6 protein-coding genes, 2 tRNA genes and 4 rRNA genes are annotated in these 13909 nt (G+C 46.5%); all 12 read left to right on the top strand.

All coding sequences use genetic code 11. The features are described from left to right. The first annotated feature begins 94 nt into the window (after positions 1-94). The 12 genes from trxA (at position 95) to IHV80_RS15820 (ending at position 13710) form a co-directional block, all read left to right on the top strand. Positions 95-421 (top strand): thioredoxin TrxA, encoded by a 327-nt coding sequence (trxA, locus tag IHV80_RS15875; RefSeq protein WP_004736635.1) that lies wholly within the window; start codon positions 95-97, stop codon positions 419-421. A gap of 200 nt (positions 422-621) precedes the next feature. Further along, a complete protein-coding gene (rho, locus tag IHV80_RS15870; RefSeq protein WP_010440702.1) occupies positions 622-1881 on the top strand; it encodes a transcription termination factor Rho in 1260 nt (419 codons plus the stop codon). 110 nt (positions 1882-1991) lie between these two features. Continuing rightward, positions 1992-2987, top strand: a complete 996-nt coding sequence (locus IHV80_RS15865; RefSeq protein ID WP_192889606.1) for a hypothetical protein — start codon at positions 1992-1994, stop codon at positions 2985-2987. Between the two features lie 98 nt (positions 2988-3085). Further along, complete coding sequence (gene ubiD / locus IHV80_RS15860) at positions 3086-4927, top strand: 4-hydroxy-3-polyprenylbenzoate decarboxylase (protein ID WP_192889605.1); 1842 nt, start codon at positions 3086-3088, stop codon at positions 4925-4927. Beyond that, positions 4924-5193 (top strand): 2Fe-2S iron-sulfur cluster-binding protein, encoded by a 270-nt coding sequence (locus IHV80_RS15855; RefSeq protein ID WP_102308324.1) that lies wholly within the window; start codon positions 4924-4926, stop codon positions 5191-5193. The genes ubiD and IHV80_RS15855 overlap by 4 nt, the downstream gene beginning before the upstream one ends. A 20-nt stretch (positions 5194-5213) precedes the next feature. Further along, positions 5214-5927 (top strand): NAD(P)H-flavin reductase, encoded by a 714-nt coding sequence (gene fre, locus IHV80_RS15850; protein WP_192889604.1) that lies wholly within the window; start codon positions 5214-5216, stop codon positions 5925-5927. A 600-nt stretch (positions 5928-6527) separates the two neighbouring features. Next, positions 6528-8082: ribosomal RNA gene (locus IHV80_RS15845) — 16S ribosomal RNA — on the top strand. Positions 8083-8437: 355 nt separating this feature from the next. Further along, positions 8438-11331 (top strand): 23S ribosomal RNA (locus IHV80_RS15840). Positions 11332-11425: 94 nt separating this feature from the next. Further along, positions 11426-11541, top strand: a 5S ribosomal RNA gene (rrf, locus tag IHV80_RS15835). Positions 11542-11914: 373 nt separating this feature from the next. Continuing rightward, positions 11915-13469, top strand: a 16S ribosomal RNA gene (locus IHV80_RS15830). The 16S, 23S and 5S rRNA genes sit together here with 2 tRNA genes alongside, the layout of an rRNA operon. A gap of 67 nt (positions 13470-13536) precedes the next feature. Then, positions 13537-13613 (top strand) — tRNA-Ile (locus IHV80_RS15825). A 21-nt stretch (positions 13614-13634) separates the two neighbouring features. Beyond that, positions 13635-13710: transfer RNA gene (locus IHV80_RS15820), tRNA-Ala, on the top strand. The last annotated feature ends 199 nt before the right edge of the window (positions 13711-13909 follow it).

The raw sequence follows: 13909 nt of genomic DNA, 5'->3' as shown, positions 1-13909 counted from the left end.
TTAAGCTTGCAATACGAAAGTAAATACATTCCAATAGGGCATCTATTTACTGGTTATCATCCAACCAGTTCTAAAAAATACATTGGAGTGGAAGATGAGTGATAAGATTTTGCAGCTAACTGATGACGGTTTTGATAACGATGTAATCAACGCTGCAGGCCCTGTTCTTGTTGATTTTTGGGCAGAATGGTGTGGTCCATGTAAAATGATTGCGCCGATTCTTGATGAAATCGCAAACGAGTACGAAGGCAAACTCACTATCGGTAAATTAAATATTGACCAGAATGCTGGAACTCCACCAAAATTTGGCATTCGTGGCATTCCAACGCTACTTCTTTTCAAAGACGGTGGCGTAGCAGCAACTAAAGTTGGTGCATTGTCTAAAACTCAACTTAAAGAGTTCCTAGACGCTAACCTTTAATTAGGTGAGCCTTTGAAAAGAAACCGCGCAGTTAACAAATGCGCGGTTTTGTTTTTTCTAAGCTATGGACTAGTCTTAGTTTTAGTGCTAATTTATCGCACGTTAATTGAACGAATTTCTCTTCTTGGTCGATCCTGTGACCAACTCCTTCTTAACTTAAGAAAACAGATCCTATTTTGACTAAACAAACTTCCACCACTATGAATCTTACTGAACTGAAGAACAGACCTGTGTCTGAACTTGTTAAACTTAGCGAAAGCCTAGGTCTTGAAAATCAAGCTCGTCTAAGAAAACAAGACATTATCTTCTCCATCCTTAAAGCGCATGCAAAAAGTGGTGAAGACATCTTTGGTGATGGTGTTCTAGAAATTCTTCAAGACGGTTTTGGTTTCCTGCGTAGCGGCGACAGCTCTTACCTTGCTGGACCTGATGATATTTACGTATCACCAAGCCAGATTCGTCGTTTTAACCTTCGCACAGGTGACTCGATTGGCGGTAAAATCCGTCCACCTAAAGATGGCGAACGTTACTTTGCACTGCTTAAAGTAAACACGGTTAACTACGACAAGCCAGACAACGCTCGTAACAAAATCCTTTTTGAAAACCTGACTCCTCTTCATGCCAACGAACGTATGGTAATGGAAGCGGGTAACGGCGCGACTGAAGATATCACCGCTCGAATTCTTGACCTTGCTTCACCAATTGGTAAAGGTCAGCGTGGTCTGATTGTTGCTCCGCCTAAAGCAGGTAAAACAATGCTTCTGCAAAATATTGCACAAAGCATTGCACGCAACCATCCTGAGTGTGAACTAATGGTTCTACTTATCGATGAGCGTCCAGAAGAAGTAACAGAAATGCAGCGCCTAGTTAAAGGTGAAGTAATCGCATCGACTTTCGATGAGCCAGCATCTCGCCACGTACAAGTAGCAGAAATGGTAATTGAGAAGGCGAAGCGTCTTGTTGAACACAAGAAAGACGTGGTAATCCTACTGGACTCAATCACTCGTCTAGCTCGTGCTTACAACACTGTGATTCCTTCATCAGGTAAAGTTCTTACTGGTGGTGTTGATGCGAATGCTCTACATCGTCCAAAGCGTTTCTTCGGTGCGGCACGTAACGTAGAAGAAGGCGGTAGCTTAACTATCATCGCAACAGCACTGGTTGATACTGGTTCTAAGATGGATGAAGTTATCTACGAAGAATTCAAAGGTACAGGTAACATGGAACTGCACCTTAACCGTAAGATTGCTGAAAAGCGTGTATTCCCAGCGATTGACTTCAACCGCTCTGGTACTCGTCGTGAAGAGCTTCTTACCAAGAACGATGAACTACAGAAGATGTGGATCCTGCGTAAGATTGTTCATCCAATGGGCGAAATCGACGCAATGGAATTCCTTATCGATAAGCTAGCAATGACTAAAACGAACGATGAGTTCTTTGATGCAATGCGTCGTCAGTAGTCTTGATTAGCTGATAGTTATTAAAAAGCGCTGCCTTCGGGTGGCGCTTTTTATTTGCATTTTGTAGCGACAGCTTGCAGAATGACCAAAAGTGTTACAAGGAAGTTAAAATGCAACATGGACTGTTGTCATCATTACTCCTGTCTACTTCACTGTTACTTTCCCCGGTCGGTATGAGCTACGCCACCGAGATGTCTCCAACTACAGTAGAGTCTTGGCTTGAGAATGATCAAGTAAAACTGAAAACTGCTGAATTACTCGAATTTGTCGTACGTGACGAAGTCAATTCGCTGCGCTTCGCGCTCGAACGTCTGACATTTCCTCAACAAGAGGTGGCTCGTTACCAACTCTTGAAAAAGCTCGAACAGCAAAAAGTCGTACTCACGCCTAAGATGTCTATCTTCATTGAACAGCAACTTGCTATTACGCCAACTTACCAAGTATTGGAGCGTGGCGATGGTTATGAGTTTACGGTACCTGCCTTTAATTATCCTTCGATTGCTAACCGATTAATCAAACAATGGCGCCAAGACCAAAAGACACTGGTCTTTGTGTTAGATGCTGAGAAGCAACAACTCGATTTAAAAGAGTGGTTATCTGGCCCTGAGCATCAAGTTCAAACTCGAGAAGCACTGTTAATCAGAGAACTTGATAGTTTGTCTCCAGAAGCCGTTGATTATCTGACTAAGCAACTGACTAACTCTTCTATTGTAAGCTGGTTACCCTCAACAGAAGTGGTGGTTCGACTGGCACAGGTCAGTGAAGACCCTGAAGTCTACAAGATTTTATGGCGTATGAAGGCCGACTACCATAGCCAAGCAGAATTGGTACGTCTTGCTGAAACCAAACAAGCGTTCGCGCTTGAACAGGTTATGGCTGCGACCAAGAATCCGCGCTTGAAAGATGAAGCCATTATGTTATTGACCAAGGTGAACCCGCTCTCAGAAGAGGTGAAACAGTTTCTTGTCTCTCGGATGGCGATAGCCGATGAAGCATCACTGGTAGCTCGTGAACTGGCAAAACAAGGTCACACTCGCTGGCTGCAAGATCTTGTGAATGATAACCCTCAGGTTAAGAGTTCTTTGATCGAGCAAGCATTACCTTAAAGTGGATTTTGGCTCTCAATAACCTTACTAAAAAGGGGGATCTCAGTGTCGCCCTTTTTGATATACTGAGCGCAGAATAATCAGCATGTAGAAGCCCTATGAGTTTTAAAGATTTACGTGATTTTGTCGACCATCTTGAAAGCATTGGTCAGTTGAAACGCATTTCTTACCCCGTCGACCCAGACTATGAAATGACCGAGATTAGCGACCGTACTCTACGTGCTGGTGGCCCGGCTCTTTTATTTGAAAATCCCGTAGGCTATGACATGCCCGTTTTGACCAATCTATTCGGTACTCCTGATCGCGTAGCCATTGGTATGGGGCGTCAAGAGGTCAAAGAGTTACGCGAAGTGGGTAAGTTGCTTGCTTACTTAAAAGAACCTGAGCCACCGAAAGGTTTTAAAGACGCTATCGATAAGCTGCCTGTGTTTAAACAAGTCTTAAACATGCCAGCTAAGCGTCTTCGTAAGGCTGCCTGTCAGCAAATCGTATGGCAGGGTGATGACGTCGATCTTGATAAAATTCCGGTGATGAGTTGCTGGGCTGATGATGTCGCACCATTGTTAACATGGGGTTTGACCGTTACTCGCGGGCCGAATAAGAAACGCCAAAACTTAGGTATCTATCGCCAACAAAAGATCGGTAAGAATAAGATTATCATGCGTTGGTTAGCCCACCGTGGTGGAGCGCTTGATCTACGTGATTGGATGGAAACCAACCCAGGCAAGCCATTCCCTGTATCGGTAGCGTTTGGTGCAGATCCTGCCACGATTCTTGGTGCCGTTACACCAGTTCCAGATACCTTATCGGAATACGCGTTTGCCGGCTTATTGCGTGGTAGTAAAACTGAGGTCGTTAAATCAATCAGCAACAACCTAGAAGTGCCAGCGAGTGCTGAAATCGTAATGGAAGGTTACATCGACCCGAATGAGTTCGCAGACGAAGGGCCATACGGAGACCATACTGGTTACTACAACGAGAAAGAAAAGCATCATGTGTTTACTATTACTCATGTAACCATGCGCGAAAATCCGATCTATCACAGTACCTATACTGGCCGTCCACCTGATGAGCCTGCGGTACTAGGTGTTGCGTTAAATGAAGTGTTTGTTCCTATTCTTCAAAAGCAATTCCCAGAGATAGAAGACTTCTACTTACCACCTGAAGGTTGTTCGTACCGAATGGCGGTAGTGACCATGAAGAAGCAATACCCAGGTCACGCTAAGCGAGTGATGATGGGTGTATGGTCTTTCCTACGCCAATTCATGTACACCAAATTTGTCTTGGTATGCGATGAGGATGTTAACGCTCGAGATTGGTCTCAAGTGACCGCTGCCATGTGTGAACATATGGATCCGTCTCGTGATAGCCTGATGATAGAGAACACACCTATCGATTCACTAGACTTTGCATCGCCAGTGGTAGGTTTAGGCTCAAAAATGGGTTTAGACATTACTAAGAAGTGGGATGCGGAGCTGGCACTATCATCTGATGCTAAATCTTTACCTGTAGATAGTCAGCATATTGAAGGTTGCCTAGCTGAGTTAACCGAAACCTTCCCTGAAATTATTGATATTCACTTACAGAATGACAATGCGTGCATGGTCGTTGTGTCTATCGATAAACAAGCGGCAGGCAATGGTAAGAAAATCATTGAAGCGGTTTGGTCTCAGTTCGATGAGAACAAGTTTGTCATCGTGTGTGATAGTGACGTTTACGTTAGTGACTGGAATGACATTATCTGGGCGGTGACTACAAGAATGGATCCGGCAAGAGATACGTTCTTCCTGAAAAACCAAACTGGACACTCAAAAATGGGTCTAGATGCGACGAACAAGTTTGAAGGTGAATGCCTACGTGAGTGGGGTGTTCCAATCACTAAGAACCCAGACGTCGTTAAAAAAATTGATAGCATCTGGGAACAGCTAGGAATCTCATGAGCTTCCAAGTAGTCTTATACCCAGAAAATATTAGTTTTACCGTAGAAAAAGGGCAAACGGTTTTGGATGCTGCGCTCAACAGCAATATCAATTTTCCAAACCGCTGCCAAGTTGGTGCATGCGCTATGTGTATGTGCAAAAAATTAGAAGGCCAAGTGAGTTACCACCTTGAACCCATGCTCACAGAGAAAGAGCAGCTACAAGGTTGGATTTTTGCTTGCCAAGCATTTGCAGAAAGTAATTTAGTTCTAACCTTTGCCGATTAAGGGTTAGTGAGAGGAAGAACATGACTATTAAATGTAAAGTGAAGTCTATCGAGCCATTGGCTTGTAACACTTACCAAATCCTACTTCACCCAGAAACACCGGTAGCTTTTAAAGCGGGCCAATACCTGATGGTTGAAATGGGTGAAAAAGATAAGCGTCCATTTTCGATTGCAAGCAGCCCTTGTCGCCATGAAGGCGAGCTTGAGTTACATATTGGTGCAGCTGAGCACAATGCTTACGCTTCAGAAGTCGTTGAGGCAATGAAGAAAGCGCAAGCTGAAGATGGCGATATAGCTATTGATGCTCCGCACGGTGACGCGTGGGTTAAAGAAGAAAGCGATCGTCCTCTGTTACTAATTGCTGGTGGTACTGGCTTTAGCTACGTGCGCTCTATTCTCGATCACTGCATCGCGCAGAACAGTAAAAAAGAGATTCATCTATACTGGGGCGCAAAAGATGAGTGCCAGCTATATGCGAAAGAAGAGCTTGTCGACATTGCAGCAAAACACAGCAATGTACATTTTGTACCAGTAGTAGAAAAAGCACCTGAAGTTTGGCACGGTCAAACAGGTAATGTACTTGAAGCAATCACACAAAGTTTCGAATCATTAGCTGATTTCGATATCTACATAGCGGGTCGTTTCGAAATGGCAGGTGCTGCAAGAGACCTATTTACTCAGAATAAAGAAGCAAAGCGTGACCATATGTACGCAGATGCTTACGCATTTATCTAAGAATACTTTTAGATTTAGAGCAAAAAGAGAGCAGAAATGCTCTCTTTTTTCCGTTTAGGTGAACTATTAAACACTTAAGCTCTATTTATTCATTTTTTATGAAAAAGTAGTTGCTAAGCTGAGAGGGTTCCCTATAATGCGACACCACTGAGACGGCAGACGCCATAAGGCTTCAGCAAGAATCAGTTAGACGGAAAGCGACAAGAAATTAATTTTCAAAAAGTGTTTGACACTGAATGTTAATTCGCTAGAATGGCCGTCCACTTCGAGAGGCTCCTTACTTAAAAGGAACGCTCAACAAGTGAAGCTCTTTAACAATTTAAACCTATCAATCTGTGTGGGCACTCGTTGATGAATATCAAAACGTTATTACTTAGGTAATAGCAGTTACTTCGGTAACAAAATGATTTCAATGAACTGAGTGACCAATACGTTTAACTACTTGTAGTTAATCGGCACAGTCAATTCATTACCATTCTGTTGGAATGGTAATAGCTTTAGAATTACATGTTTCTGTTCTTTTTTGAAAGAGCGGTAAATATTAGTTTTGAAGTCAGTATTCGTTGAGTCACACCTATTAATTTAGGTAATCAAAACTTTAAATTGAAGAGTTTGATCATGGCTCAGATTGAACGCTGGCGGCAGGCCTAACACATGCAAGTCGAGCGGAAACGACAACATTGAATCTTCGGAGGATTTGTTGGGCGTCGAGCGGCGGACGGGTGAGTAATGCCTAGGAAATTGCCTTGATGTGGGGGATAACCATTGGAAACGATGGCTAATACCGCATAATGCCTACGGGCCAAAGAGGGGGATCTTCGGACCTCTCGCGTCAAGATATGCCTAGGTGGGATTAGCTAGTTGGTGAGGTAATGGCTCACCAAGGCGACGATCCCTAGCTGGTCTGAGAGGATGATCAGCCACACTGGAACTGAGACACGGTCCAGACTCCTACGGGAGGCAGCAGTGGGGAATATTGCACAATGGGCGAAAGCCTGATGCAGCCATGCCGCGTGTATGAAGAAGGCCTTCGGGTTGTAAAGTACTTTCAGTTGTGAGGAAGGGGGTAGTGTTAATAGCGCTATCTCTTGACGTTAGCAACAGAAGAAGCACCGGCTAACTCCGTGCCAGCAGCCGCGGTAATACGGAGGGTGCGAGCGTTAATCGGAATTACTGGGCGTAAAGCGCATGCAGGTGGTTCATTAAGTCAGATGTGAAAGCCCGGGGCTCAACCTCGGAACTGCATTTGAAACTGGTGAACTAGAGTGCTGTAGAGGGGGGTAGAATTTCAGGTGTAGCGGTGAAATGCGTAGAGATCTGAAGGAATACCAGTGGCGAAGGCGGCCCCCTGGACAGACACTGACACTCAGATGCGAAAGCGTGGGGAGCAAACAGGATTAGATACCCTGGTAGTCCACGCCGTAAACGATGTCTACTTGGAGGTTGTGGCCTTGAGCCGTGGCTTTCGGAGCTAACGCGTTAAGTAGACCGCCTGGGGAGTACGGTCGCAAGATTAAAACTCAAATGAATTGACGGGGGCCCGCACAAGCGGTGGAGCATGTGGTTTAATTCGATGCAACGCGAAGAACCTTACCTACTCTTGACATCCAGAGAAGCCAGCGGAGACGCAGGTGTGCCTTCGGGAGCTCTGAGACAGGTGCTGCATGGCTGTCGTCAGCTCGTGTTGTGAAATGTTGGGTTAAGTCCCGCAACGAGCGCAACCCTTATCCTTGTTTGCCAGCGAGTAATGTCGGGAACTCCAGGGAGACTGCCGGTGATAAACCGGAGGAAGGTGGGGACGACGTCAAGTCATCATGGCCCTTACGAGTAGGGCTACACACGTGCTACAATGGCGCATACAGAGGGCAGCAAGCTAGCGATAGTGAGCGAATCCCAAAAAGTGCGTCGTAGTCCGGATTGGAGTCTGCAACTCGACTCCATGAAGTCGGAATCGCTAGTAATCGTGAATCAGAATGTCACGGTGAATACGTTCCCGGGCCTTGTACACACCGCCCGTCACACCATGGGAGTGGGCTGCAAAAGAAGTGGGTAGTTTAACCTTTCGGGGAGGACGCTCACCACTTTGTGGTTCATGACTGGGGTGAAGTCGTAACAAGGTAGCCCTAGGGGAACCTGGGGCTGGATCACCTCCTTATACGAAGATACTTACGATGAGTGTCCACACAGATTGATGGTTTAGATTTAGTTAAAGCCAGAGCTTTAATTAATAACGTAAGTTATTGATTAAAGCTTTTTGCTTTATGCTCTTTAACAATTTGGAAAGCTGACTGATTTGATTACTTACGAGTAATTCAAATCAAATTTAAAAGTTCTCAATGTTTATCTTTCATTAGATAAACACAACAAACACATTCAAGTGTCTTGTATTCGAATCAAATTTATTTGATTCACAATTGAGTCCGGCAAACAGTTATCAAGAATTAACCCTTCTTGATGACAACCAAAAACCTTGGTTAGTTGCCATACACTAAGACCCTTTCGGGTTGTATGGTTAAGTGACTAAGCGTACACGGTGGATGCCTTGGCAGTCAGAGGCGATGAAAGACGTAATAACTTGCGATAAGCCCAGATTAGGTAGTAATAACCTTTTGAGTCTGGGATTTCTGAATGGGGAAACCCACGTGCATAAGCACGTATCCTGTTGTGAATACATAGCAACAGGAGGCAAACCGGGGGAACTGAAACATCTAAGTACCCCGAGGAAGAGAAATCAACCGAGATTCCGAAAGTAGCGGCGAGCGAAATTGGATTAGCCCTTAAGCTTTTAATGATGCAGGTGAAGAGTCTGGAAAGTCTCGCAATAAAGGGTGATAGCCCCGTAACCGACACATCATAATCAGTGAAATCGAGTAGGGCGGGACACGTGATATCCTGTCTGAATATGGGGGGACCATCCTCCAAGGCTAAATACTACTGACTGACCGATAGTGAACCAGTACCGTGAGGGAAAGGCGAAAAGAACCCCTGTGAGGGGAGTGAAATAGAACCTGAAACCGTGTACGTACAAGCAGTAGGAGCACCTTCGTGGTGTGACTGCGTACCTTTTGTATAATGGGTCAGCGACTTAATTTTAGTAGCAAGGTTAACCGTTTAGGGGAGCCGTAGGGAAACCGAGTCTTAACTGGGCGTACAGTTGCTAGGATTAGACCCGAAACCAGGTGATCTAGCCATGGGCAGGTTGAAGGTTGAGTAACATCAACTGGAGGACCGAACCGACTAATGTTGAAAAATTAGCGGATGACTTGTGGCTAGGGGTGAAAGGCCAATCAAACCTGGAGATAGCTGGTTCTCCCCGAAAGCTATTTAGGTAGCGCCTCGGACGAATACTACTGGGGGTAGAGCACTGTTAAGGCTAGGGGGTCATCCCGACTTACCAACCCTTTGCAAACTCCGAATACCAGTAAGTACTATCCGGGAGACACACGGCGGGTGCTAACGTCCGTCGTGGAGAGGGAAACAACCCAGACCGCCAGCTAAGGTCCCAAAGTATAGCTAAGTGGGAAACGATGTGGGAAGGCTCAGACAGCCAGGATGTTGGCTTAGAAGCAGCCATCATTTAAAGAAAGCGTAATAGCTCACTGGTCGAGTCGGCCTGCGCGGAAGATGTAACGGGGCTAAGCTATACACCGAAGCTGCGGCTACGTACCTTAGGGTATGTGGGGTAGGGGAGCGTTCTGTAAGCCGTTGAAGGTGGTCTGTAAGGGCTGCTGGAGGTATCAGAAGTGCGAATGCTGACATGAGTAACGATAAAGGGAGTGAAAAACTCCCTCGCCGGAAGACCAAGGGTTCCTGTCCAACGTTAATCGGGGCAGGGTAAGTCGACTCCTAAGGCGAGGCCGAAAGGCGTAGTCGATGGGAAACGGGTTAATATTCCCGTACTTCTTACAATTGCGATGGGGGGACGGAGAAGGCTAGGTGGGCCTGGCGACGGTTGTCCAGGTTCAAGTATGTAGGCGGAAAGTTTAGGTAAATCCGGACTTTCTTTAACGCTGAGATACGATGTCGAGCTACTACGGTAGTGAAGTCATTGATGCCATGCTTCCAGGAAAAGCCTCTAAGCTTCAGATTGTAAGGAATCGTACCCCAAACCGACACAGGTGGTCGGGTAGAGAATACCAAGGCGCTTGAGAGAACTCGGGTGAAGGAACTAGGCAAAATGGTACCGTAACTTCGGGAGAAGGTACGCTCTTATCAGTGAAGTCCCTTGCGGATGGAGCAGACGAGAGTCGCAGATACCAGGTGGCTGCAACTGTTTATTAAAAACACAGCACTGTGCAAAATCGTAAGATGACGTATACGGTGTGACGCCTGCCCGGTGCCGGAAGGTTAATTGATGGGGTTAGACTTCGGTCGAAGCTCTTGATCGAAGCCCCGGTAAACGGCGGCCGTAACTATAACGGTCCTAAGGTAGCGAAATTCCTTGTCGGGTAAGTTCCGACCTGCACGAATGGCGTAATGATGGCCACGCTGTCTCCACCCGAGACTCAGTGAAATTGAAATCGCTGTGAAGATGCAGTGTACCCGCGGCTAGACGGAAAGACCCCGTGAACCTTTACTACAGCTTGGCACTGAACATTGAACCTACATGTGTAGGATAGGTGGGAGACTATGAAACCGCGTCGCTAGATGTGGTGGAGTCGTCCTTGAAATACCACCCTTGTAGTTTTGATGTTCTAACGTTGGCCCCTGAATCGGGGTTACGGACAGTGCCTGGTGGGTAGTTTGACTGGGGCGGTCTCCTCCCAAAGAGTAACGGAGGAGCACGAAGGTGGGCTAAACACGGTTGGACATCGTGTGGTTAGTGCAATGGCATAAGCCCGCTTGACTGCGAGAATGACAATTCGAGCAGGTGCGAAAGCAGGTCATAGTGATCCGGTGGTTCTGAATGGAAGGGCCATCGCTCAACGGATAAAAGGTACTCCGGGGATAACAGGCTGATACCGCCCAAGAGTTCATATCGACGGCGGTGTTTGGCACCTCGATGTCGGCTCATCACATCCTGGGGCTGAAGTCGGTCCCAAGGGTATGGCTGTTCGCCATTTAAAGTGGTACGCGAGCTGGGTTTAGAACGTCGTGAGACAGTTCGGTCCCTATCTGCCGTGGGCGTTGGAAAATTGAAAGGGGCTGCTCCTAGTACGAGAGGACCGGAGTGGACGAACCTCTGGTGTTCGGGTTGTCATGCCAATGGCATTGCCCGGTAGCTAAGTTCGGAATCGATAACCGCTGAAAGCATCTAAGCGGGAAGCGAGCCTTGAGATGAGTTTTCCCTGACGCTATAAGCGTCCTAAAGGGTTGTCGTAGACTACGACGTTGATAGGCAGGGTGTGTAAGTGCTGCGAGGCATTGAGCTAACCTGTACTAATTGCCCGTGAGGCTTAACCATACAACACCCAAGGGGTTTTGTGGACTCAAAGACAGACCTTGAATGAGTTTGAAGAGACACTTTTAGATTATAGCTTTCCGAATTTTAAAATTTGCTTGGCGACCATAGCATTGTGGACCCACCTGATTCCATGCCGAACTCAGAAGTGAAACACAATAGCGCCGATGGTAGTGTGGGGTTTCCCCATGTGAGAGTAGGACATCGCCAGGCTTTAATTTCGACTTTGTCTAGTTTCTAGACAAGTCACCATAGAGTTCTAAGTTTCTTAGAGTTTTATGTTGACTTTCAAAGTGGAAAGCGTATTATACGCGTCCTGCTTACGTGCTAAGGCACTGAAAGCAAAGCTCTTTAACAATTTAAACCTATCAATCTGTGTGGGCACTCGTTGATGAATATCAAAACGTTTTATCGTTAGATAAAACAGATTCTTCGGAATCAAAATTGATTTCAATGAACTGAGTGACCAATACGAATAACTTCGGTTATTTGGCACAGTCAATTCATTACCATTCTGTTGGAATGGTAATAGCTTTAAAATTACATAGTAGTTTTGAAGTCAGTATTCGTTGAGTCACAAAATCTTAAATTGAAGAGTTTGATCATGGCTCAGATTGAACGCTGGCGGCAGGCCTAACACATGCAAGTCGAGCGGAAACGACAACATTGAATCTTCGGAGGATTTGTTGGGCGTCGAGCGGCGGACGGGTGAGTAATGCCTAGGAAATTGCCTTGATGTGGGGGATAACCATTGGAAACGATGGCTAATACCGCATAATGCCTACGGGCCAAAGAGGGGGATCTTCGGACCTCTCGCGTCAAGATATGCCTAGGTGGGATTAGCTAGTTGGTGAGGTAATGGCTCACCAAGGCGACGATCCCTAGCTGGTCTGAGAGGATGATCAGCCACACTGGAACTGAGACACGGTCCAGACTCCTACGGGAGGCAGCAGTGGGGAATATTGCACAATGGGCGAAAGCCTGATGCAGCCATGCCGCGTGTATGAAGAAGGCCTTCGGGTTGTAAAGTACTTTCAGTTGTGAGGAAGGGGGTAGTGTTAATAGCGCTATCTCTTGACGTTAGCAACAGAAGAAGCACCGGCTAACTCCGTGCCAGCAGCCGCGGTAATACGGAGGGTGCGAGCGTTAATCGGAATTACTGGGCGTAAAGCGCATGCAGGTGGTTCATTAAGTCAGATGTGAAAGCCCGGGGCTCAACCTCGGAACTGCATTTGAAACTGGTGAACTAGAGTGCTGTAGAGGGGGGTAGAATTTCAGGTGTAGCGGTGAAATGCGTAGAGATCTGAAGGAATACCAGTGGCGAAGGCGGCCCCCTGGACAGACACTGACACTCAGATGCGAAAGCGTGGGGAGCAAACAGGATTAGATACCCTGGTAGTCCACGCCGTAAACGATGTCTACTTGGAGGTTGTGGCCTTGAGCCGTGGCTTTCGGAGCTAACGCGTTAAGTAGACCGCCTGGGGAGTACGGTCGCAAGATTAAAACTCAAATGAATTGACGGGGGCCCGCACAAGCGGTGGAGCATGTGGTTTAATTCGATGCAACGCGAAGAACCTTACCTACTCTTGACATCCAGAGAAGCCAGCGGAGACGCAGGTGTGCCTTCGGGAGCTCTGAGACAGGTGCTGCATGGCTGTCGTCAGCTCGTGTTGTGAAATGTTGGGTTAAGTCCCGCAACGAGCGCAACCCTTATCCTTGTTTGCCAGCGAGTAATGTCGGGAACTCCAGGGAGACTGCCGGTGATAAACCGGAGGAAGGTGGGGACGACGTCAAGTCATCATGGCCCTTACGAGTAGGGCTACACACGTGCTACAATGGCGCATACAGAGGGCAGCAAGCTAGCGATAGTGAGCGAATCCCAAAAAGTGCGTCGTAGTCCGGATTGGAGTCTGCAACTCGACTCCATGAAGTCGGAATCGCTAGTAATCGTGAATCAGAATGTCACGGTGAATACGTTCCCGGGCCTTGTACACACCGCCCGTCACACCATGGGAGTGGGCTGCAAAAGAAGTGGGTAGTTTAACCTTTCGGGGAGGACGCTCACCACTTTGTGGTTCATGACTGGGGTGAAGTCGTAACAAGGTAGCCCTAGGGGAACCTGGGGCTGGATCACCTCCTTATACGAAGATATTTACGATGAGTGTCCACACAGATTGATTAGGTTTAGAAAGTAAAAGAGACGATATTGGGTCTGTAGCTCAGCTGGTTAGAGCGCTCGCCTGATAAGCGGGAGGTCGGTGGTTCGAGTCCACTCAGACCCACCAATATCGACTAGAAACAAAGATGGGGCTATAGCTCAGCTGGGAGAGCGCCTGCCTTGCACGCAGGAGGTCTGCGGTTCGATCCCGCATAGCTCCACCATCTTTAAGTGTTTTTATCTGAAAATATTTAAAAATGGTTCTTTATGAATCAAGCTCTTTAACAATTTGGAAAGCTGACTGATTTGATTACTTACGAGTAATTCAAATCAAATTTAAAAGTTCTCAATGTTTATCTTTCATTAGATAAACACAACAAACACATTCAAGTGTCTTGTATTCGAATCAAATTTATTTGATTC

It is taken from the genome of Vibrio bathopelagicus, assembly GCF_014879975.1.
Taxonomy (GTDB): Bacteria; Pseudomonadota; Gammaproteobacteria; order Enterobacterales; family Vibrionaceae; genus Vibrio; species Vibrio bathopelagicus.
The sequence above is the reverse complement of the archived record's forward strand: the minus strand, read 5'-3'. Positions and strand labels throughout refer to the sequence as shown.